This is a genomic window from Arenibacter amylolyticus (assembly GCF_002150785.1).
Taxonomy (GTDB): Bacteria; Bacteroidota; Bacteroidia; order Flavobacteriales; family Flavobacteriaceae; genus Arenibacter; species Arenibacter amylolyticus.
Window position 1 is genome coordinate 35,727 of the sequence record NZ_MTAZ01000025.1, and the last position, 21,082, is coordinate 56,808.

Annotated in this window: 23 protein-coding genes; 9 read left to right on the forward strand and 14 right to left on the reverse strand. The window is 40.2% G+C overall.

Annotated features, from left to right (window positions below):
• Positions 1-55 precede the first annotated feature (55 nt).
• Both BV214_RS10805 and BV214_RS10810 read left to right on the forward strand, forming a co-directional pair.
• A complete protein-coding gene (locus tag BV214_RS10805) occupies positions 56-433 on the forward strand; it encodes a hypothetical protein (protein WP_086477519.1) in 378 nt (125 codons plus the stop codon).
• A 142-nt stretch (positions 434-575) separates the two neighbouring features.
• The gene (locus BV214_RS10810; RefSeq protein WP_086477520.1) at positions 576-1,271 is read left to right on the forward strand and encodes a hypothetical protein; all 696 of its coding nucleotides are present in this window, start codon (positions 576-578) and stop codon (positions 1,269-1,271) included.
• 110 nt (positions 1,272-1,381) lie between these two features.
• Here BV214_RS10810 and BV214_RS10815 read toward each other — a convergent pair whose 3' ends face one another.
• Both BV214_RS10815 and BV214_RS10820 read right to left on the reverse strand, forming a co-directional pair.
• Positions 1,382-1,882, reverse strand: a complete 501-nt coding sequence (locus BV214_RS10815) for a nuclear transport factor 2 family protein (protein ID WP_086477521.1) — start codon at positions 1,880-1,882, stop codon at positions 1,382-1,384.
• Positions 1,875-2,369 carry a hypothetical protein gene (locus tag BV214_RS10820; RefSeq protein WP_086477522.1) on the reverse strand — a complete coding sequence of 165 codons (495 nt, stop codon included), beginning with the start codon at positions 2,367-2,369 and terminating at the stop codon, positions 1,875-1,877. The genes BV214_RS10815 and BV214_RS10820 overlap by 8 nt, the downstream gene beginning before the upstream one ends.
• 64 nt (positions 2,370-2,433) lie before the next feature.
• Between BV214_RS10820 and BV214_RS10825 the strand changes: the two genes are divergently transcribed.
• Complete coding sequence (locus BV214_RS10825; protein WP_086477523.1) at positions 2,434-3,387, forward strand: NAD-dependent epimerase/dehydratase family protein; 954 nt, start codon at positions 2,434-2,436, stop codon at positions 3,385-3,387.
• Here BV214_RS10825 and rimK read toward each other — a convergent pair.
• The 5 genes from rimK to BV214_RS10855 form a co-directional block, all read right to left on the reverse strand.
• Positions 3,382-4,761: a 30S ribosomal protein S6--L-glutamate ligase gene (gene rimK / locus BV214_RS10830; RefSeq protein WP_086477524.1), complete on the reverse strand. Its 1,380-nt coding sequence runs from the start codon at positions 4,759-4,761 to the stop codon at positions 3,382-3,384. The two genes, BV214_RS10825 and rimK, sit on opposite strands and share 6 nt — an antisense overlap.
• 759 nt (positions 4,762-5,520) lie before the next feature.
• On the reverse strand, positions 5,521-5,835 hold the full coding sequence (locus BV214_RS10840; RefSeq protein ID WP_086477526.1) for a hypothetical protein: 315 nt from the start codon (positions 5,833-5,835) through the stop codon (positions 5,521-5,523).
• A gap of 3 nt (positions 5,836-5,838) precedes the next feature.
• The gene (locus BV214_RS10845) at positions 5,839-6,813 is read right to left on the reverse strand and encodes a deoxyhypusine synthase family protein (protein ID WP_086477527.1); all 975 of its coding nucleotides are present in this window, start codon (positions 6,811-6,813) and stop codon (positions 5,839-5,841) included.
• The gene (speB, locus tag BV214_RS10850) at positions 6,803-7,747 is read right to left on the reverse strand and encodes an agmatinase (RefSeq protein WP_086477528.1); all 945 of its coding nucleotides are present in this window, start codon (positions 7,745-7,747) and stop codon (positions 6,803-6,805) included. The genes BV214_RS10845 and speB overlap by 11 nt, the downstream gene beginning before the upstream one ends.
• A gap of 94 nt (positions 7,748-7,841) precedes the next feature.
• Positions 7,842-9,242, reverse strand: coding sequence for a type III PLP-dependent enzyme domain-containing protein (locus tag BV214_RS10855; RefSeq protein WP_086477529.1), 1,401 nt, complete (start codon positions 9,240-9,242; stop codon positions 7,842-7,844).
• A gap of 471 nt (positions 9,243-9,713) precedes the next feature.
• Between BV214_RS10855 and BV214_RS10860 the strand changes: the two genes are divergently transcribed.
• Positions 9,714-10,436: a hypothetical protein gene (locus tag BV214_RS10860; RefSeq protein WP_086477530.1), complete on the forward strand. Its 723-nt coding sequence runs from the start codon at positions 9,714-9,716 to the stop codon at positions 10,434-10,436.
• A 78-nt stretch (positions 10,437-10,514) separates the two neighbouring features.
• Here the strand turns inward: BV214_RS10860 and BV214_RS10865 are convergent, their stop codons facing one another.
• From BV214_RS10865 to BV214_RS10890, 6 genes are all read right to left on the reverse strand, one after another.
• Positions 10,515-11,024, reverse strand: coding sequence for a hypothetical protein (locus BV214_RS10865; protein WP_140157749.1), 510 nt, complete (start codon positions 11,022-11,024; stop codon positions 10,515-10,517).
• A gap of 194 nt (positions 11,025-11,218) precedes the next feature.
• Positions 11,219-11,572: a hypothetical protein gene (locus tag BV214_RS10870; RefSeq protein ID WP_086477532.1), complete on the reverse strand. Its 354-nt coding sequence runs from the start codon at positions 11,570-11,572 to the stop codon at positions 11,219-11,221.
• A 50-nt stretch (positions 11,573-11,622) separates the two neighbouring features.
• Positions 11,623-12,066: a cyclic pyranopterin monophosphate synthase MoaC gene (moaC, locus tag BV214_RS10875; RefSeq protein WP_086477533.1), complete on the reverse strand. Its 444-nt coding sequence runs from the start codon at positions 12,064-12,066 to the stop codon at positions 11,623-11,625.
• Positions 12,067-12,069: 3 nt separating this feature from the next.
• Positions 12,070-12,510 (reverse strand): molybdenum cofactor biosynthesis protein MoaE, encoded by a 441-nt coding sequence (locus BV214_RS10880; protein ID WP_176328501.1) that lies wholly within the window; start codon positions 12,508-12,510, stop codon positions 12,070-12,072.
• A gap of 213 nt (positions 12,511-12,723) precedes the next feature.
• The gene (locus BV214_RS10885; protein ID WP_086477553.1) at positions 12,724-13,296 is read right to left on the reverse strand and encodes a TMEM175 family protein; all 573 of its coding nucleotides are present in this window, start codon (positions 13,294-13,296) and stop codon (positions 12,724-12,726) included.
• A gap of 107 nt (positions 13,297-13,403) precedes the next feature.
• On the reverse strand, positions 13,404-13,907 hold the full coding sequence (locus BV214_RS10890; protein ID WP_086477534.1) for a DUF421 domain-containing protein: 504 nt from the start codon (positions 13,905-13,907) through the stop codon (positions 13,404-13,406).
• Between the two features lie 581 nt (positions 13,908-14,488).
• Here BV214_RS10890 and BV214_RS10895 point away from each other — a divergent pair.
• The 5 genes from BV214_RS10895 to BV214_RS10915 all read left to right on the forward strand — a co-directional run bounded on the left by BV214_RS10895 (position 14,489) and on the right by BV214_RS10915 (position 20,870).
• Positions 14,489-15,052, forward strand: coding sequence for a hypothetical protein (locus tag BV214_RS10895; RefSeq protein WP_086477535.1), 564 nt, complete (start codon positions 14,489-14,491; stop codon positions 15,050-15,052).
• Between the two features lie 87 nt (positions 15,053-15,139).
• Positions 15,140-15,937, forward strand: coding sequence for a fimbrial biogenesis chaperone (locus BV214_RS10900; RefSeq protein WP_086477536.1), 798 nt, complete (start codon positions 15,140-15,142; stop codon positions 15,935-15,937).
• Positions 15,927-16,901, forward strand: coding sequence for a hypothetical protein (locus BV214_RS10905; RefSeq protein ID WP_086477537.1), 975 nt, complete (start codon positions 15,927-15,929; stop codon positions 16,899-16,901). The genes BV214_RS10900 and BV214_RS10905 overlap by 11 nt, the downstream gene beginning before the upstream one ends.
• Positions 16,902-16,916: 15 nt before the next feature.
• Entirely contained in the window at positions 16,917-19,727 is a 2,811-nt protein-coding gene (locus BV214_RS10910; protein ID WP_140157750.1) for a hypothetical protein, read from the forward strand.
• Positions 19,728-19,970: 243 nt separating this feature from the next.
• Positions 19,971-20,870, forward strand: coding sequence for an EamA family transporter (locus tag BV214_RS10915; protein WP_086477539.1), 900 nt, complete (start codon positions 19,971-19,973; stop codon positions 20,868-20,870).
• A gap of 39 nt (positions 20,871-20,909) precedes the next feature.
• Here the strand turns inward: BV214_RS10915 and BV214_RS16810 are convergent, their stop codons facing one another.
• Positions 20,910-21,071 carry a hypothetical protein gene (locus BV214_RS16810; protein WP_176328502.1) on the reverse strand — a complete coding sequence of 54 codons (162 nt, stop codon included), beginning with the start codon at positions 21,069-21,071 and terminating at the stop codon, positions 20,910-20,912.
• Positions 21,072-21,082 lie beyond the last annotated feature (11 nt).

The following is a 21,082-nucleotide window of genomic DNA, read 5'->3' on the forward strand; positions in this document are numbered from 1 at the left end:
TACAACATTTCATCGACAAGCCATACCTTTAAACAAAAATAAAACAAAGGATATTATGGAAAATTCAGGCCTAAAAAGCAGGGTGTTTAAGGAAGTCCAAAACTTGGTTTCCAGCAGCTGCTACAGTCTGGAAACATCAAGAAAACACCAGATTTTACATGAAATGATAGTGAAAAAGCACTATAATGCAGTGGATATCACCATAGATTATCACCGCAACAGGATACTAATGGACCTTGTAGTGGACGATAGTAGTTACGATCCAAAAAACTTAACTTTCTCTACTCCCCTTATGAGGACTAATATGTATTACGACAACTTAAAAGGGTTTTTACTTTCCTGTTTAGAAACGGACAATGCCAGCATTGCCTTTTATGCCAACCTCCTAAAAACTTTCAGGAATAGTAAGAAAAAGGAGGTTATAATGGCCTAGGTACTAGATCTCCCCAACGGTAAAAATAAGATTGAAGGATGCCCTTGGGCATCCTTTTTACTGCCTATCAAAGCTTTAAGACTACGCATAACAGTAGAAATAAAATAATTCACTAGATTTGGCTCACTAAAAAATAAAAAAGATGAAAAAAATAGGATTGATACTCCTTCTTCTGGTAGGAATTTCGGCGCAGGCCCAGACCAAGAGTGAGTTGCTTAAGCATTATGAGGCATTTTATAATCAAATGAGACTGCAAGGTGATGTGGACGGGGTGATCAATGCCTTGACCCACCTCAATATTCTTTCGCCCAGCCCGGAACGAAATGATACCTTGGCTTACATCTACGCCAACGACAATCAGCACCTACAGGCTTTAAACACCATAGGAATAGAGAAGAACGAAAATGACTCTGACCTAGCAGTACAGGTAAAAGCAATTTCCTTAAAGGCTTTAAATCAGCCCAAAAGAGCCTTAGAACAATTTGAAATATTAAACAAAAGAGATCCAAATCCATACTTGGCCTACGAAATGGCCGATCTAAAGATTCAGACCGGAGACAATGCAGGAGCGGCAGCAAATATTGAATATGGCATAGCAAACGCCACAAACGATATGAAGTATGCCTTCTATGAAAGGCAACAACCCTATGAAGTATCCTTAAAGGCGGCGTTACTTCATCTAAAGGCCCTAGTGCAGTTCAATAACGACCAAAGCAATATAGACCAAGCATTGGCAACTATTGATGAAGCTCTAAAGATTTCTCCTAATTTTAATTTGGCAGGTTTAAGCAAGCAGGCCTTGCAGTCCAGAAAAGAAACCCCAGAGACACAGGAATAATGCCTCAATATTACCAGGGTTACCGCAAGTACCTAAGGTATAAAACCAAAAAAGCCACTAATTATAGTGGCTTTTTTTTTGCTGTAAATTTTTCAGTGCATCGCTATTCCCTATTGTTTCTTAAACTTTTCTATGATTTCGTTGTCCGTTTCCTGCTTGATCCGCACTACCTCGGACACATTTTCATTAGGGATTACTATGGAAAGCACATAATGGGATATTTTCCATTCCCCATGTATTCTTTGTAGCACCCCAGAGCCGCGACATAGCTTCATTTGGGTATCCAACAACTCGTCAAACCACACCATATCCTTAGCTTCATTAAAATAAAGGTGTTGTTCCAGAATTTTAAAACTCCATGCTTTTCCTTTATCAAAATGTGGCTTGGCATAGGCCATAAACGCTTCTTTATCCCAGCGCTCCCCTGCTTCCGTTCCAATAAAGATTGCCTCTTCGGACATGGCATTAAAATAATCTTGGAACCGGGCTTCGGAAGCGGCCAAGTGCCATTCCTCTAAAACGGTACGTACAGCTTCCTTCTCCAAGTTTTCCTGGGAGTGAACTGGAAACCAAGCCATAAGGGCTACAAAAAATATATAAAGGTTATTCATTTAAAATCAGACTTGTATCTAACTCACTATTTACCAGTACGTTAAATTGATTTCTATAAGCGTTGTATGCCGCAATCATATCCAAGGTAGTTTCTTTGGTATCCATCCGGTATTCCAGATTCCCCTTGGTCTTTAAAATAAAGGTATGAAGCACTATTAACCTACTCTTAATCTGCGGCTTATCAAAAATCTCTGGGTACGTGGAAGCCTCCAGTTGCTTCTGTTTCTCAAGAAGATCGTCTATCACCAAGCTAAGGTCTTCCCGGTTTTCCACCCGATAGAGCGACTCAAAGGTAGTTTCCATATTGTAAAAGGCTTGCCAGTTTTTTAAAATTGCCTCAGCCTTAGCATTTACGGCTATAGGTCTGGGAAGAGAGTCTATATTGATAAACTCCTCCTGTGCCGCCACCGTAATTTCCTTGTCCGCTTCTTCCTTGCATGATACCAGCAAGAATAGAACCATGCCCAACAACCAAATTTTTTCCATAGGACGAAGGTACAAATTTTAATAAAAGGTATATTTATGCCAACTTTTAAATCATTTCATTTTAATGCAAAAGTCGATATTGATATTAGGTGCCTGCGGGCAAATAGGAACTGAATTGACCATGGCATTGCGCGAACGCTATGGCAACGACAAGGTAATAGCCAGTGATATAAGGGAAGGCAACAGCGCATTAATGGAATCTGGATCTTTTGAGCTTCTGGATGCTACCAACTATGAAGCCGTAGAAAACATTGTAATGCATTACGAGATTGAAGAGGTCTATCTCATGGCGGCTATGCTAAGTGCCACAGCCGAAAAATTTCCGATGCGGGCGTGGGATTTAAACATGAATTCTTTACTACATGTATTAAACCTTGCCAAGGATAAAAAAATAAGCAAAGTATTCTGGCCATCCAGCATTGCAGTTTTTGGTTCCAACACTCCCAAAGAGGATACTCCACAACATACCATCATGGAGTCTAGTACGGTGTATGGCATTAGCAAACAAGCCGGGGAGCGCTGGTGCGCGTATTACCATAAAAAGTACGGGGTAGATGTTAGAAGCGTACGATATCCTGGCCTAATCAGCTGGAAAACCCTTCCTGGAGGTGGGACCACCGACTATGCCATTGACATCTATCACAATGCCCTAGCCAATAAAAAATACTCTTGCTTCCTAAAGCAAGACACCAAATTGCCCATGATGTATATGGACGATGCCATTAGGGCCACCATAGCTATTATGGAATGCGATGCCGAGGCTATTAAGGAAAGATCGTCTTACAACTTAGCCGGGATGAGTTTTACCCCGGCAGAATTAGCTGAAAGCATCCGAAAGCGGTTCCCAAATTTCGAAGTTGAATACCATCCAGATTTCAGGCAGGATATCGCCGATTCCTGGCCCAGTAGTATTGACGACTCCGAAGCCAGAAAAGACTGGAATTGGAAATCAGAATTCGATTTGGAACAAACTACCGAGGAAATGATTAAAAACCTAAGAAGCTCCGATACCCTATAGGAGACTAAATTTTAGTTTTTTCTCAATTGCCTTAATCATCATACTGGCAATGTCTTTCTCTGTGGCATCCTCTATCCCTGCCAAACCGGGGGAAGAATTTACTTCAAGAAGCAAAGGGCCTTTGTTGGAGCGGATAATATCTACTCCGGCAACGGCCAAATTAAGTACTTTTGCTGCCTTAATTGCCAGCCTTCTTTCTTCTGCGGTAATCTTTACCACCGAAGCCTCCCCTCCTTGATGTATATTAGCTCGGAACTCCCCCTTTGCCGCTTGGCGCTGCATGGAGGCAACTACCTTACCGTCTATAACAAAGCATCGGATATCCTGGCCATTGGCCTCCTTGATGAATTCTTGCACCAAGATATTGGTCTGCACACTTTTAAAGGCATTGATAACACTTTCTGCCGCCTTATTAGTTTCAGCTAACACCACGCCCTTCCCTTGGGTACTCTCCAATAATTTTATGATTAAGGGCGCACCATTTACCATTTGAATTAAATCCTTAGTATCCATGGGCGATTTTGCAAAGCCCGTAATAGGAATATGGATATCATTCTTAGAGAATAGCTGCGAGGCAAATAGTTTATCCCTAGATTGGGTGATGGATTCGGCTGAGTTTAGGCAGTACACCCCAAGGTTGTGAAACTGACGAATTAGCGCGCAGCCATAAAAGGTTACCGCTGGTTTAATCCTAGGGATTATAGCATCAAATTCGTTTAAGATATTACCGCCTCGGTATCTAATTTCGGGCGAATTGGCATCGAGCTTCATATAGGCGTGCTCCACATTTAGGAACACCATTTCATGGCCACGGGCCTCCCCAGCCTCCATAATCCTTTGATTACTGTACAATTTAGGATTACTGGCCAAAAGGGCAATTTTTAATCCGGTCTTCTCCTTCACAAAGGAAGCATATTGATCTGTTACCTCCTTATGGCTCATCTCTTTCACATTAAAGCTAATAGCCGGATTTACAATATACCTACCATTTAGGGCTTCTCTCCCTAAAAGCATTCGGTATTCCATGGTATTCCTACTGGCCAAGGTGAGCTCTATATCAAAGGTAGCATCCCCCAAGCTTACCGGGGTTTTAATCACATAACGCTCCTCGGATACACCGGAAGAACTTTTTACCGTTCTACGATCTATCAAAGGGGCCTTACATTCAATAACAATACTCCTATTTTCCTGCAAGGGATTTACTTCAAATTGCACCCAATCCTGAGTTCCCTTTTTAAAGACCTTTATATTATTTGCCTGAATAGAAGAGGTTTTGGCACCAGAATCTACCCTAGCCTTAATAGCCGGAATTTCCAATTCCCCAAAAACACACCACTCTTCACTACCAATTACCATTAGCTCGTTATCCGTCATTACTCAATAACTGTTTTTATGTGGCAACATAACCCAGCAACCCTTTAGGTGCAAGGTTTCCTGCCCATTTAATTTTAATATTAATTGCCTTGCCACAGGAGGCCATCCCATAAAAAGACCATTTTTTACATCGCATCCAAAATTTTCCAAAATCAATAAAGCATTGAACACCGCTATTATTTAAAGCCCCTCTTAGGGTTATCCATTCGGAGAAAGAATAAATTCTTACAAGATACTAAGAAACCCTTCAACCACTTTAAATCTAACAACTATGTACCCGCACCAATTCCAATGGAATTCTTCAGCAGTAGGTATTCCCTACTAATTTCCTCCCTCTTGAAGTGATTTTGCTGCCACCGGCAGTTCTCCAGGATCGTTCCAACTTTAATTAAAGGGAACAAGTGTATAAAGGACGGAACATTTTATGAATAGCACAAAAATAGGGTAGGCATTTTTCCTTGAAAAAAAAATGTTACACCGGTTTTCAACTATGTTTAGATGGCGAACTGGTTCCCTCTATTATTTAATGCGAAAGGCGGAGGTATCTCCGTCCTACAACAAAGGCTCCCCTTCCAAAGAATGGGACAGGACAGTCCCTCGGGGAGCCAGTAGTATACTTAAATTGAACTGTTTCGATAGAACAGGTGAACTAGCACTTTGCAAAAAGTCAACTCCCAAGAATCCAGATATTGCTCCAATAGCAATTTTCACTTTAAACAATTGGGGTCTAGAGGCTTTTACAATGCTTCAGCGTTGATGCTACAGGTCCACGTCATCATCTTCCATTCCTTCTATATCTACATCTGGAATAGCTTCTGGATCGTCTTCATCGAAGTCCTCATAATCGTCCTCATCATAATTTGCCATGGTCATCTCTAGCTTGGCACTAATTTTCACTAGATACTTGGTATCTTCGGTAGTAACCTCTACTGCCTCTATACGTTCCCCTTTGGCATTCTTAAAAGTGATGATGTTAAGATCGTCATACCCATCTGGATACTTTTCTACCAATAGCTTTAAAACTTCTGGCGTAAGCTTCTTAAAATCAACAATAACTCTTTTTAAATTATCCATAAACTACATATCTAATAAATAAGCGAAAATTAAGGGAGCAACTATAGTAGCATCGCTCTCTATTATAAATTTAGGGGTATTAATATCCAATTTACCCCAGGTAATCTTCTCATTAGGCACAGCACCAGAATACGATCCATAACTTGTGGTAGAATCACTGATCTGACAGAAGTAACTCCAAAATGGAGTATCTGTACGCTCTAGATCTTGGTAGAGCATAGGTACCACACAAATGGGGAAGTCCCCAGAGATACCGCCACCAATCTGGAAAAATCCTATCCCATTTTCGGAATTGGCGGTATACCAATCCGTTAAAAAGGTCATATATTCTATCCCAGATTTCACTGTACTTGCCTTTAGCTCTCCTTTTACTACATAGGAAGCAAAAATATTCCCCATGGTACTATCTTCCCATCCTGGACATACGATAGGTAGGTTCTTCTCAGCTGCGGCATACATCCAAGAATCCTTGATATCTATCTCATAGTATTCCTCCAATACTCCAGAAAGGAGTAATTTATACATATATTCATGGGGAAGATAGCGTTCGCCAGCAGCTTCTGCATCCTTCCATATCTTATGAATATGTTTCTGCAATCTCCTAAAAGCTTCTTCCTCCGGGATACAGGTATCCGTTACTCGGTTAAGACCTTTCTCCATTAAATCCCATTCCTCTTGCGGGGTTAGATCCCTATAATTGGGAACTCGCTTGTAATGTGAGTGTGCCACTAGATTCATAATATCCTCTTCTAGATTGGCTCCAGTACAGGATATAATATGCACCTTGTCCTGACGGATCATCTCGGCAAAAATCTTACCTATTTCGGCGGTACTCATGGCACCGGCCATAGCTACCAACATTTTGGATCCTTGAGCCAATTGAGCCTCGTATCCCTTAGCTGCATCCACTAAGGCCGCAGCATTAAAATGCAAATAATATTTTTCAATAAAATTAGAAATGGCACCTTTATTCTTCATCATCTGTAAATTTTGTTTTGTTACTACCACCACTATTAGACTTTAGCTCATACGTATTATCATAGTCATCTGTTACGGCCTCTCCCATAAACTTATAACTCAACATTTTATAATACAATTTTGCCGCTAAAAAATCTGAGGATTTTTCTTGTTCGTTGGGACAAAGCTCCACCATATCGAACCCAACCACATTCTTTTCCGAAAACACCTGTTTTAAGAACTCCAGGGTTTCGTAATAGAACAACCCTCCTGGCTCCGGGGTACCGGTAGAAGGCATAATGGAAGGGTCTAGGGCATCTAGGTCAAAGGTAATAAATACATTGTCTGTCATTAGATCGATCACCTTATCTACCCAATACGTATCCTGCACCATATCATGGGCAAAAAATGTTTTCTCCTCGTCCATAAAGGTCCTCTCAATAGCATCCATGCTTCGGATACCTACCTGGATAAGATTGGTAGTCTGACTGGCTTCATGAACTGCACAGGCGTGATTGTAAGGAGTACCCTCGTAGGATTTCCTTAAGTCTGCATGTGCATCTATATGCAGTACAGTTAAATTGTCGAAACATTCATTAAAAGCACGAATCGTCCCTATGGAAATGGAGTGTTCCCCTCCAAATAAGGTCACAAACTTATTGCGTTTAATATAGGCCTTGGTTGTTTTGTGCACTGCATTCACCATAGCTTCCGGAGAGCTGTTTTCATCCACCGGCTTAGCTAGGTAAATCCCTTGCTGATACACTTCAGTATCGGTTTCTATATCATAGAGTTCCATATTCTCGGAAGCCTCCAAAAAGGCCTGAGGACCTTTATCCGCTCCCTTTCCCCAAGTACTGGTTCCATCATATGGCACAGGTATTAAAACTACCTTTGCCTTCTCCAATTGCGCAAATTCATCTGGTATGCCAGCGTAATTGTTAGTCGTTTTCATTTTTTAACTTTTATAGTTTTTAGTGGTCTGGCCTACCAAATGGCAGGCAGGTTATAATTAATAATACGCATTAATCCGAAATGGCATTCCCCTCCTAGCTAGCACCGTAACCTAGGATATGAAGCAGCTCATCGGCTTTTTGCTGTTCGCTGAACAGCTCCGTCGTAATATTCCCATTCTCATCCTTATTTATCAAGATATGCTTAGGATGTGGAATTAAACAATGTTGCAAGCCACCATAGCCACCAATAGTCTCTTGATACGCACCTGTATTAAAGAATCCGATATATAAAGGCTTGTCCCTTTTATATTTTGGCAAATAAATGGCGTTCATATTCTGTTCACTATTATAGTAATCATCGCTATCACAGGTTAATCCGCCCAAAAGCACGCGCTCATACTCCTCATTCCAACGATTAATCGCCAACATAATAAATCGTTTGTTAATAGCCCAAGTATCTGGCAGTGTCGTAATAAAAGAAGAGTCTATCATATTCCACTTCTCCCGATCGTTCTGTTGTTTCTGATATAGTATTTCATAGATGGCTCCCCCACTTTCCCCTACGGTAAAGCTCCCAAATTCGGTGAAAATATGGGGCACGGGAACCGATGCCTCTTGGCAGGTTATATTGATCTGATTGATGATCTCATCTATCATATACTGATAATCATATTCAAATGCCAAAGAGTTTTTGATAGGGAACCCCCCACCGATGTTGAGGCTATCCAAAGATGGACAAATCTTCTTAAGCCTTACGTACACTTTTAAACATTTTACTAACTCATTCCAATAATAGGAATTATCCCGAATACCGGTATTGATAAAGAAATGAAGCATCTTTAACTCCACCTTATCGTTATCCCGTATCTGATTCTCGTAAAAAGGTACAATATTTTTATATCCAATCCCCAAACGCGAAGTATAGAATTCAAATTTAGGCTCCTCTTCAGAAGCAATACGAATACCTACTTTAAAGACATCGTCAATGGCATCGGTCAAAAGATCCAACTCCTCATAGTTATCTATGATTGGGATGCAATTTTGATGTCCGCTATTAATAAGCCTCGCAATATTGGAAATGTACTGGTCCCTTTTAAACCCGTTGCAAATAATATAGGTATCGTCCTTTATCTTCCCTGTCTGCTTTAGTCTTTCTACTATATTAATATCAAACGCGGAAGAGGTCTCTATATGGATGTCATTATTTAATGCTTCGTTTAAAACCGGCTTAAAATGGGAGCTTTTGGTACAATAGCAATAGTAGTATTTCCCTTTGTAGTTATTCTTTTCAATAGCCACTTTAAACCATTCCTTCGCCTTGTTTATATTCTCGGATATTTTTGGAAGATAGGTGAATTTTAGGGGACTCCCATACTTCTCCACCAAGTCCATAAGTGGAATATCGTGAAATTTTAGGCTGCTATCCTCCAAGGTAAATTCCTCTTGTGGAAAATCATAGGTCTGTTCTATTAAATCGATATATTTAGTATTCATAATGGTACCTGTAAAATAAAGAATTATGCAAATATTTAATTTTTGCCAATGGCAATGATTTCAGAAAGTTACATTTTTATTTCTTAGATCATCAATTCTTTTGCCGTGAATGGTTTAAACCTATAGGCATGCCTAGCTGTAACGGAAAGATACAATTTTAGCGTTCGTAGCCATTTTAGGCGTAGGTTCTTTGGCGGAGTTCCCAGATTTTTTTGGTCTGGGCTACAATGTCCAAATCTATAAAGGTGGTTCATCTTTAACAGTAGGACGTTTTAGGTCCCAACGAATTTTAACGCTTATTTTGAGGCAGCAAATGAAAACAAAAAAAATGGAAAAACAAGGCTTTTAAAAAAATTTAGGATAAAGATTATCACACAGTAAATTAACGGCAAATTACAAAAACCCCAAAAGTCCTTATTCTATTGAATTTCAATTATTTAATTCATATATTTAATCGTCAAATTACTCATTATGAAAACTACAAAAACCTGTTTAATCCTGGCCATTTTTACTATCCTGACATTTTCCAATAGTCTTAGCGCGCAAATTGCGGCCAACGTATATCATTTTGATGAGCAAAAGGAGGAGGGAACCATAAAGCACGAAATAAAAATAGATGGCAATTATTTCATTCACAGTACCTATAAGGAATCTCCCCCTACCTTTTTAAGGACCTATGGCGGATTCTATACCGCGGAAAATAATAATTTAAAGTTGGTTATGGAATTCGATTCCAATTATGAAGCCGGCAACTCCAAAGAAACTGAAATCCCCTTCCAAATGGAGGGCGATCAACTTATTTTGGAATTAGGTACTCCCATGTCCTTTATCCCAGTTGCCAAAAATCAACAGCCCTTAGACGGAAAGTGGTTATTTTCTGGAAGGGTAACAGACCAAGGGGAAGACAGGGTAGATACCTCCAGGCCGCGGAAGACCATGAAGTTTTTGATGAACGGACATTTTCAATGGATTGCCTACAACACAGAATCCATGCAATTTTTTGGTACGGGAGGAGGCACTTATTTAGCCAAGGATGGGAAGTATACGGAACATATAGGTTACTTCTCTAGAGACAATTCCCGGGTAGGCGCAAGCCTCACATTCAACTATAAGGTAATGGGCAAGGATTGGTACCATAGCGGAAAGAGTAGCAAGGGGGACCCCCTGCACGAAATATGGTCTAAAAGAGAATAAGTCACCCACCATAAAAACGCCCGGCATACCGCTATTGGTAATGTCGGGCGTCCTAAATGGTTTAAGCTAGGCCTCTAATTAGGCAACTTTTTTGACCATTGCCTTATTTTTAGCCGCCTCATTAATAATGGCCTTCCATTTCTCTGCTCGTCTTTGCTCGTAGTCCTCAGTATAGATTTGCCCCAGTTCATAAAAATTAAGTACAAGGGGGTTATCTGGTTGATCGTAGCATACAATGGCCAACTCCATTTTTTGTAACAGCTTCTCTTTTACCGCATTTACTTTCACGGTTTTGGTCTCCATTTGAACTTCTACTTTTTCTACTTTTTCCAGGGCGATTTTCCTTATCATCACCTCGCCGTTTACCATCCTCGAGAAAACCAGTACATTTCGATTTTTATCAATGGCGATAAACCTGTTGCCCCAACTTTCCTTGGCATCAAATTTAAGCTGGGCCTCTTTGGCATATTCTTTGGTTTTATGGATGACTGTTTTGGTCTCCCCTTTCCCGGAGATATTTAAAACTATTAATGGAACCACCACTGCTAGTACCAATAACACGGATATTAAAATCATTGAGTTACTCATTCTTTTTTCTTTTTAATTACGACCCACATAAATCCCGAGCTACCATACCTCTAAAAGGCCATGGAAATCCTAGCTGGTATTTAAATTAGTCTGGATAAGCTTGATTTTTAATTATAGTCTTGCCTCCCTCCACTAGGGAGAAGCATTTTTTTTGGATAGGATTCCTATCAAAAAAGTTTAATGAAATCAAGCTTCTAGAAAAAAGTGTGAAAAGGGTAAATGAGCGTCAGGCTATCCAGACCTACTGTGATATCCGTTTTCTTTCTTAACGGCAACACTGGTTTCCTGCCTGCGAGAGAAGTATAATTTTTTTCCTGACGGGATAGTAGCGTATAATTGGATTTGGAGGGGGCAGGCAATTCCGAGTTGCTTTCCTGCAACACCAAACTTACCGACAAAGGCAGATCCCCATACAGTTGTTGGTTATTCTTTTCTACCCCATAATCCGGAATCTCGTTGAGATCCATTGGAGGTGCCGCCATAACTGCACTTCCAAGTCCCAGCAAGAGGAGTAAGAGTATAATCCTATGATGTATAGCTACTTTCACCTTACAAAGATAAGACTATATTCTATTAAGATGTTGTTAAAAATAATGGCCTAACTACCCTCCACGTTTTTGGTTCCTATATCGGATTTACCCCCTGTTTTTAAGACCAATTTTATATTTAGAATTTCAATTCCCTTGTCAATGGGTTTTAGCATATCGTACATATTTAGAGCTACAATACTGGCCCCGTGCATGGCCTCTACCTCTACCCCGGTTTTGTAAATAGTTTTAACCGTTACCAGTACTTTAATTTGCAATCCTTCTATAGAATAGGTGATATCCGTAAACTCTATGGGTAAGGGATGACAGTCCGGTAACAGATCCGGTGTTTTCTTAACCCCCAATAATCCCGCTGCCTTGCTCATGGCAAAAACATCCCCTTTGGGAACGGCATTATTCTTTATGGCTTTTATGGTGTCTTCCGAACTTAGCTGTACCACCGCCTGGGCAATGGCCGTGCGTAGCGTCTCTTTTTTATGGGTGATATCTACCATAACCTATGTATTTACTTTCCATTGATAGGAATCGTCCTTAAACAGCTCCTTACCGAATATGGGAACCTGACTCTTAATTTCGTCCACGATATGATGCATGGCTTTAAAAACTTCCTTTCTATGCGGAGCAGAAACAAAAACAAATAGACAAATTTCTCCGGCATTCACCCTTCCCAAACTGTGGTAGATGTGCATACAACTGAGATCGAATTTCTCAAAAGTCGCTTCTCTTATTTCGTGAAATTTCAGATTGGCCATCTCCTCATAAGCGGTATATTCTATAGCTGCAACCTCCTGGTCGTTAATTATATCGGCCCTTACCTGGCCCAAGAAAATATCATGGGCCCCAATAGTGGTCTTGGATTGGTGCTTGGCAATGGAATTAGCAATAAATTCGGGGCTTATAGCACCTTGTACAAATACATTTTTTATTTTTTTCTCCATGTGAATAAAATTAAGGCAAACGCTTATCTTCCGCTTAGCCTAGGATTTTAAAACTTTTGGGCAAGTTAGAAATTAATTGTCTATTACCCCCTTTAGTAATCAAAAAAGGGAGGCACCCCCAATTCCCATGGGAGCCGATTTAGAAACCATAAACCTCATGGCATGATTAACAAAAAAAGGGGGCTCCGTAGGAGCAATAATCTAAGCGTACTGCTACTTAAGCTCCTTTTCTATTCTCCTATCTGGTATAATCCAATATATAGCCATAAAGATATATATTGCAACACTTATAATAGGCTCTACAAAGGCTAAGACAACCCCCGATGCGTAGAGTGCCATGGAGACATATTCTTTTTTGTTATTCTGAAGTACTTTCCCAATCACCGACTCTCTTCCCTCGCTTTTAATTACATAGTGGGATAAAATTTTATAGGCAATGGCTGCCAGCAGTAGCACAATACCGTAGAGAGCTACAGGGTTCTGTTGAAAATGATTTTCACCCATCCAACCTGTTACAAAAGGAAAGAGGGATAGCCAAAAAAGCAAGTTTAGATTGGCCCAAAGAATGGATCCGTTCACCTTATTGGTTGCTTGCAGCAGGTGATGGTGATTGTTCCAGTAAATCCCCAGGTAAATAAAACTTCCCAGGTAGGTAAGGAAAACTGGCAATACGGGGAGTAATGCGTACATGTCCGTACCCTGGGGCACCTTCATTTCCAGCACCATAATGGTAATAATAATGGCCAAAACCCCATCACTGAACGCTTCCAATCTACCTGTTTTCATATAAATAATTTTAAAAATCTTTTTTAATAAAACCACTACAGCTCTGCACTATGCGATTGCAAAATACATTTCTTCAAGATTTTTTCCTTAAAACCGTCAATTTTTTTTTAAGTGGCAACGTCCTCCAATATCATGGAATCCACCTCATCCATCGCGCTACTGTGCAAAACGGAAATATCGCCCGTACTTTCAAATATCACAGCCTGAACTTCTGAAAACTTGTGAACGTTTGCCTCCCTTAGTTTTGCCATTAGATCACTCACCCCAACATTACATTTTTGCAGATTATCATAATAAATCTCGCCGTCCTTCATCAACATTTGGGGTTTATTGGTAAACAGTTTTTTGAACCAATCATTTTTCCTCACCAAGAAGGAAAACAGGGTTTGGAATCCAATAACACAGACCAGGGCCAAGATTCCCTTTAAGACACCTTGGTCTTTATTGATAACAATCGCTGCTAAGATGGAACCAACAGCAATGGTGGAGGCAAAATCGAAACTAGACATTTTGGCAAACGTCCTCAGTCCAAAAATTCTTGTTATAATTATTATGCCCGTAAAAATTCCAAAAACACTAAGGATTACAAGTATGGCGGTATCGATATTCATAAGGTTAGATTTTAGGTTCAAAGCATCTCTTAACTCCAATGACAAGGAAAACTCTCAAAAGACTAGCCAACATTGGATTATAGACAACAAGGTTTGATTATTTTGTCTTTACTAAACTAAGGCTTTTAGAGAGGTTATTTTAGGAGCTGTGGAGAAAATGCCCCACTATTTAATTAAGAAGTGGTAAACGCAAGCGGCTTGAAGGGGATTTATTATTTAATTCAAGGAGTGCGGTTTAATACTGGGTTCTTTACTACCTCTTCTATCCTTTAATTTCGATTGCAACCTCCACCAAGGGGGATCAATCCATTGATGTATTTTATGGGAATAATGTCTTTTTCCTACAAACAACCCAAAAATCTTATTCAGCGTGGGTATTTTCAGATAAACAAGAGGCATCAAATCAGAAATTCACCATAATGCCTATCAGCTACCACTTGATTAAATCGTCACCACTTACAAAACGGACTACAAGACACCAAAGGCTATTGAACGAATAAATTAACCTCTTAACGCAGAAAAGTATTCATCCTCTAAGGTTCTCGTTAGCAACCAACAAAACTTATATAAACCATAAAACCATGAAAAAAATTACAAAAACTATTTTAGCTAGCTCAGCCCTGTTGTTCGCATTTGCTGTAAATGCGCAAACAGAAACGGCCGATGTCACCTTAAACGTAAAACTTAAAGGTATTCATACTATCACGGTGAACCCTGCGCAAACAACAGTGGATTTAGTATATGACACAGAAGCAAAATATGCAGCTGGTGTGAAACTTCTTCAAGAAGACCATTTAGAGATTTTTAGCACTGGAGGCTTCCAAGTAACCGCAAGTTCATCAGTGGATGATATTGACAACACAGTAGCGAATGGATCTCATGGATCAATCGCAGCGAATACCATAACAATCTCTGCATTAGAAGGTACAACTAAACCTATTACTAGTTCCCCAAAACCTTCCTACTCAACCGGAGTTGCTTTATCTAAAACGGGAAGCACTATTGTAAGTTATAATAAAGGTGCCGCTAGAAAGGGTATCAACATAGAATATGGAGGAGGCGACAGCTATTTGGATTATTACGTAAAAGATCAAGGAACCTCAATCTATCAAACGACCGTAACCTATACTCTTACTGCCCAATAATTCTATTACAGCAATCACAATTTATAAAAAGTGCTATATACCATATAGCACTTTTTACCGTTTAATAAGTAAAAACTTACGCTCCCCATGAAATACCCCATTCTTTTTTTATGCTTTCTTTTATACGGCACCCTCCAGGCACAAACCGGACTCTCGGTATCGCCCCCACGGGTATATTTTGAAACAGACCCAGGACAACATAGTACCCAAAAAATAAGGGTGACCAATGAGAGTGTTTCCAACAGCTTAGACCTTGCCATCAGCTTGGGCGATTGGGAGTACAATGTAAAAGGAGACAATATGATGTATCCTGCCGATAGTTTGGCCACCTCCTGCGCCAGTTGGGTAAGTTTAAAACAAGACCAACACTATTTCTCCCTAAAACCAGGAGAATCCAAGGAGGTAGAGGTAAGTATTGCCACTCCGCAAACGCTTACCAACGACGTCCCTGTACATACGGCCATGTTGTACGTTACCCAAATGAACCCCATAGACGATGTTAGCAAAGCGGGCGCCAATATGAAGATTAGTGTGCGCTCTGGCATTAAGCTATACCACCGCACCAGGACAACACAGAACAAAAAGCTGGAAGTTCAAAACATGCTTTATGATCAGGAAACCAATCAAATTGCCGTCCATTTTGAAAATTTGGGGAATATATGGACAGATGGTATTCTATACCCAGAATTATTACATACCGGTACCGGGGAAAAAATAACCCTAGACCACTTGGTGTTTTATACCATGCCAGGAAATTACAGGGAAACCCAGATTACCTTACCCCAAGACTTGCAAGCGGGGGATTACGTGGCAACCATAATTATGGATTATGGCAATGATGCCAGCCTTGAAATGGCCGAATTAACCTTTGCCTATGAAAAATAACGCTCTATATATCGTCTTTTTTATAGCTTCATTTGCAACCCTCGATGCACAAAACATTAGTTTTGGAGTAGTTGAACAAAATCCTACGATCATTATCACGGATGAGGGTGGACAATCAAATCAGGACGCATTTTATTTTAATTTACAAGGCTCTGGGAATTCATCTATAGATAAAGGAACCTGGCGAATCTCAGTGGAGGCTATCGACCTTGACGGTTTCCCCGCAGACAAAATCAGTTTTCAACCTTCCAACACTACCAGTAATCCAAGTATTGATGAAATAGGCATGCCCACACATGTTCCTTTTCAACAAACAGCTGAAGTATTTTTAGTACCTCAATCCAACGCCTCTTTCTCAGGCACTTTTGATTTGTATTACCATGTTAGCGTAGCCGGAGGAGCCTATCTAAACACCTACCCGGAAAACTCGGAATTTATTTTACCATTGCGCGCCAGATTTTATTATAAAAAGAATAAAAACAAAACTGATATCCTAACAACAGAATTTAATTTAAAAATACAAATTCAAATACCTCCAGTTACTCCCCAGTTTTCAATAGAAGTGAATGCCGATGCATCCAACGGCCTCTTGGAGCTAAAGTCCGTGAACGACTATGAACAAGGCACCCAAATAACTTACACAGGCGGACTAACTGTATCCGCCAATACTGATTATCAAGTACAAGTAAGATCATCTCAAGACCTCTTCAGCTCCCCTTCCGGCAACACACTTGCACTGGAAGCTATAAGCGTTTTGCTATCCGCAGGAGCCAACAATCCCGCTACAACCAATCCCGTTCCACTAAGCAACTTGGAACAAATAATTGCGACCGGAGGAACCACAGAAGGAACACCTGTAAATTTTGACATTACCTATAAGAGCAATCCAAACGACCCTAATCTTATTAATGCCCCATCGGATATTTACAGTACAACGTTACAATATATCATCACGCCACAATAAACCCCAGGCCCACCTATGCGCGCATCCGTTGCTAAAAAACTCTGCTGTCTTTTTGGATTCCTATGGTGTTTTTCTACCTACGCACAACAAGGCCTAGAAATGACGGTTAAAGTGGAAGACGGAAAAGCAAGATCTAACCTGGTAGACGTACTAATAGGTCTTACCAATTCTACTGAAAGTCCCTTTGAGGGTTTTATACAAATTAATACCCCAGCGGGATTTAAAAGTATTTCTGAGCCACTTGTTCCTATTTCCTTAGAACCTGGAGAAAAACGCTTTATTTCCTCAAAATTATTGCGTCAACCTGCTGCCCTTGTTGGCACCTCCACTATAGGAGTAGACCTCTTGGACGCCCATAAGAAAGTGCTACAGACCCAAGAAACAGCCCAGACGGTAAAAGAAAATAACCACATGCGACTTTTCACCGAAAGTCCTATGGTCTTATTGACCAATCCTAACGATACCTTGGTTTTAAAAGTAACGGTAAGCAACTTAGGCAACAAAATACAGGATGCTACCGTGGTGTTTAGCATCCCTAACCTTACGGGGGAAAAGAATTTCTTTGAAAAAAATGGAGTGGTACACATAGGAGAAGACACCGATTTTATCTTGCGATTTCTACCGCCAAGGTCCTTGTTAACCTCACCACAATTCACCGTTCAGATAGCCGCAATGCGAGGTCCGGGGAAAGATCTTTTTGGCAATACCTCTATCACCGTTCAAAACATTTCCTCTAGCAAGCAGCATCACGATCTGGGAGCTACCAGAGATACTTATAATTCGCATCGAAACAGTATCACCACCTCCTACAGAAGACTTGGAGCAAACACCAATAGTTATCAAGTAATTGGTTCGGCAGATGTAAATCTTTCTGCGGGCTATTTGGCTATGGACGGCAATATGTATCTGACAGAGAATGCAGACGTACCTTATATAACGAACACCTCCTTGACGTATCATTTAGACAATTATTCATTGAAGGTGGGAAATATTAGTCAGCAATTGGAAATGCCACTTTATGGTCGCGGTATAGCCTCCAGTATCACCAATAGAGACAACAACAGAACCTTGGAATTGGGTTTTATAGATCAAAACTATAATTTAATTGAGCAAAATGCTTTTTTAAAGCGGGGGTACGGAATGTATGTTAGCAGTGTTTTTGGCAATGTAAACACCCATAATTACACCTTGGGCAGCTATGTGTTTAAGGAGGATAAAATGGATAATTCGCGAAACCACATGCTAGGAATGGAAAAAGCCTACAGGCTTGGGGAAGGGTGGCGCTTAAACGTTAAAGGAAATGCCGCCATTAGCGACTATGAAGAAATAGATGAGAGTCAAACTTCCTACGCCTTGGAAACGCAGTACTCCGGAAATATAAAAAGGGTAAAGCTTTCAGGGAACTATTTTTTAAGCAGTGATTATTTTCCAGGTAATAGGCGTGGGGTTATTCAGATCCATCAGAACGCATCTAAAAACATATCCAAAAATCGTTCTATCTATTCCAATCTATTCATTTCCAACTATTCGCCCAAATCGCATACCTATAAGATAAATTACGCCTCTACCAATTACCGCTTTAATATGGGGATTAATTTCCCTAGAAGGAAGGTATTTGGACTACGGCTCGGATTTTATCATCATACGGAAACCCGTACCAACTTCAGAGAAAGTGATTTGGAAACTACCTTAGGAAAAATGAGCGCCAACCGTATTACAAATAGCCTAAATTGGTCTAGCTTAAATAGGAAACACTCCGTATTACTTGGAATGGAAGAAGGGCTGGTAAAATATGCCAATGAAAGTTCTCTAAAACCTCAATTAAAAACCAATCTGATGTACCGTTTTGCTTGGATAAATGCCAATGCCACCTATCAATATGGAAGTTTCTACCTATCTGAGAGTACTTTAGCCCAACAAAATACCAGTACAAACCAGGAATACCAACGCCTACTATTTTCGGTTTCCGCCAACAAAAACTTTTTGGAAGATAAACTCGCTATCAACTCCGGTCTCAACTACAATAATAATTTCCAACTAGGCAGTAATATTTCCACATTTCTAAATATCCACTATCAACCAAATAATCGATATCGACTATTTCTCAATACTTCTTGGTCCCAATATCAGACACAGCGTAATGACAATTATGTATATACTTCCCAGAACAACCAATTTACACTAGAAGCCGGACTAACCATTAATTTTAAGGGGAAAGCTCCTTCTACTGCTAGGAAAGGGAAAATTAGGGCTCAGGCATACTTCGATCACAACGCCAATAATGTATTTGATGAAGGCGATGAAATTGCACCAGACTACCTTATTAAACTGAACGATGCTATTTTTAAAACAGACCAGAACGGTGAGCTTGTGTACAGATCTGTTCCTTTTGGAACCTACACCATTAATTCTGTTGCTGCCCAAGGATGGTTTACCAATGAACAGGAGTTTGAATTAAACGCCTACCACCAGCAGCTTTCCATCCCTTTGCACCAAACCGGAAGCGTTACAGGAAAAATACGGTATGAGTACGATCCTATGCTATCCAAAAAATTTCAACCTAAAATAGCAGGCATTCTTTTTAACATCTCCAAGGACGGGAAACATATACAGCGAATTTCCACTACCAACGATGGTGAATTCACCGTATTTTTACCGAATGGAACCTATCAAATTTCCTTGGATAAAGGCTCTTTAGCCAGTAAGACCCATTGCGAACAACCCACCGCCAGTTTCACGGTGGAATCTGGGAAAACCAGTAAACTGTCTCCTTTTAAAATTCTAGTGGAGCAAAAAAGCATCAAGGTTAAACGCTTTGGAAAATAGCATCTTTATGAAACCTGAATAGTTCACTAGCCACTTACACTTCCTAGATCCATACCCCTAGACCTTTAACCCCTTTATAAGCATATATTGGGTAGAGGGTTGCTGCATCTGGCGTTCTATGCAGTATTCTTAGTAGATGCTTAACCACCTCCCAAAAAAAACTCCTCTTAGCAAAAGGCGTGCAAGGTGGAGCAGAGCAGCAATGTCCACCCCATATATAAAAATAGGTTTATCTTCGCGCGAATGTGGATGTATTTAGGGCTTTTAGCCGCGCTTTTTTTAGGATTGCACAACTTGTGCAAAAAACATGCTGTACAGGGCAATGAGGTATTTCCGGTACTGTTGGGCACCATTGGTTCGGGATTTTTATTTATTCTACCCATTTTCTTTGGTTCCCTATTTTTTCCGGAGTACAGTATGGCTAGCGGATTTTATATTCCCAGCATTCCCTGGGAGGTACATGGCTTTATATTCATTAAATCGGCTATTATGGCGGCCTCGTGGATTTTAGCCTATCAGGCGCTAAAACATTTGCCCATCACCATTGTTACCCCCATACGATCTGCCGGACCGTTTTTCACTTTTATCGGGGCTATTTTGATATACAATGAGCGCCCGAATCTTTTGCAGTGGCTTGGATTTTTTGTCATTATTTTCTCCATGATCCTGTATTCTAGAATAGGAAAGAAAGAGGGCATTAATTTTAAAAGGAACAAATGGATATTTGCCATTATAGGAGCTACTTTCTTGGGGGCTTCCAGCGGTTTATATGATAAGTTCCTTGTGCAGTACGTGGATTTAAATCCGCAAACCTTAATTTTTTGGTTTAGTTTTTATGTGATTTTGATTTTGCTGATCATTTTATCGATCAGCTGGTTTCCCAATGCTGAGAAACGCAAGGCCTTTACCTGGCGTTGGAGTATCCCAGCGGTGGGTATTTTTCTATTGGCTGCCGATTATTTTTATTTTAAGGCCCTACAAGATCCAGAGGCCTTAATAATGCTGCTTTCTGCCATTAAACGGAGTCAGCTTTTAATTGCGGTGGTAATTGGCGGACTTATTTTTAAGGAACAGAATAAGCGAAAGAAATTGGTGCCTTTAGCTGGAGTGCTGCTGGGGGTATTTTTGATTTTGTATTCTTAGAGTGATAGCACAAAAGATGTTTCGGGTACTTCATGAGAGTTAATTAGAAAGCTCCACATTTATTGCGATATTTCTATTGCTACCTGTAAACGTCGTTAGTTCATCTGGCGCAATCCATTTTCCGCTGTAACCGAGCCAGGTATTCTTGTGACTATCCTCTTTTTCCATGCCTATTGCAGGTTGAAAAATATCAACCGCCACTTTACAACTGT

What these genes read in the sequence shown, in the direction of transcription:
- BV214_RS10890 (WP_086477534.1), bottom strand. Translation starts at nt 13,907, where the DNA reads ATGAATATCGATACCGCCATACTTGTAATCCTTAGTGTTTTTGGAATT.
- BV214_RS10840 (WP_086477526.1), bottom strand. Translation starts at nt 5,835, where the DNA reads ATGGATAATTTAAAAAGAGTTATTGTTGATTTTAAGAAGCTTACGCCA.
- BV214_RS10900 (WP_086477536.1), top strand. Translation starts at nt 15,140, where the DNA reads ATGAAATACCCCATTCTTTTTTTATGCTTTCTTTTATACGGCACCCTC.
- BV214_RS10880 (WP_176328501.1), bottom strand. Translation starts at nt 12,510, where the DNA reads ATGGAGAAAAAAATAAAAAATGTATTTGTACAAGGTGCTATAAGCCCC.
- moaC (WP_086477533.1), bottom strand. Translation starts at nt 12,066, where the DNA reads ATGGTAGATATCACCCATAAAAAAGAGACGCTACGCACGGCCATTGCC.
- BV214_RS10915 (WP_086477539.1), top strand. Translation starts at nt 19,971, where the DNA reads ATGTGGATGTATTTAGGGCTTTTAGCCGCGCTTTTTTTAGGATTGCAC.
- rimK (WP_086477524.1), bottom strand. Translation starts at nt 4,761, where the DNA reads ATGACGGATAACGAGCTAATGGTAATTGGTAGTGAAGAGTGGTGTGTT.
- BV214_RS10905 (WP_086477537.1), top strand. Translation starts at nt 15,927, where the DNA reads ATGAAAAATAACGCTCTATATATCGTCTTTTTTATAGCTTCATTTGCA.
- BV214_RS10805 (WP_086477519.1), top strand. Translation starts at nt 56, where the DNA reads ATGGAAAATTCAGGCCTAAAAAGCAGGGTGTTTAAGGAAGTCCAAAAC.
- BV214_RS10845 (WP_086477527.1), bottom strand. Translation starts at nt 6,813, where the DNA reads ATGAAGAATAAAGGTGCCATTTCTAATTTTATTGAAAAATATTATTTG.
- BV214_RS10860 (WP_086477530.1), top strand. Translation starts at nt 9,714, where the DNA reads ATGAAAACTACAAAAACCTGTTTAATCCTGGCCATTTTTACTATCCTG.
- speB (WP_086477528.1), bottom strand. Translation starts at nt 7,747, where the DNA reads ATGAAAACGACTAACAATTACGCTGGCATACCAGATGAATTTGCGCAA.
- BV214_RS10825 (WP_086477523.1), top strand. Translation starts at nt 2,434, where the DNA reads ATGCAAAAGTCGATATTGATATTAGGTGCCTGCGGGCAAATAGGAACT.
- BV214_RS10910 (WP_140157750.1), top strand. Translation starts at nt 16,917, where the DNA reads ATGCGCGCATCCGTTGCTAAAAAACTCTGCTGTCTTTTTGGATTCCTA.
- BV214_RS10815 (WP_086477521.1), bottom strand. Translation starts at nt 1,882, where the DNA reads ATGAATAACCTTTATATATTTTTTGTAGCCCTTATGGCTTGGTTTCCA.
- BV214_RS10810 (WP_086477520.1), top strand. Translation starts at nt 576, where the DNA reads ATGAAAAAAATAGGATTGATACTCCTTCTTCTGGTAGGAATTTCGGCG.
- BV214_RS10820 (WP_086477522.1), bottom strand. Translation starts at nt 2,369, where the DNA reads ATGGAAAAAATTTGGTTGTTGGGCATGGTTCTATTCTTGCTGGTATCA.
- BV214_RS10895 (WP_086477535.1), top strand. Translation starts at nt 14,489, where the DNA reads ATGAAAAAAATTACAAAAACTATTTTAGCTAGCTCAGCCCTGTTGTTC.
- BV214_RS10855 (WP_086477529.1), bottom strand. Translation starts at nt 9,242, where the DNA reads ATGAATACTAAATATATCGATTTAATAGAACAGACCTATGATTTTCCA.
- BV214_RS10865 (WP_140157749.1), bottom strand. Translation starts at nt 11,024, where the DNA reads ATGAGTAACTCAATGATTTTAATATCCGTGTTATTGGTACTAGCAGTG.
- BV214_RS10885 (WP_086477553.1), bottom strand. Translation starts at nt 13,296, where the DNA reads ATGAAAACAGGTAGATTGGAAGCGTTCAGTGATGGGGTTTTGGCCATT.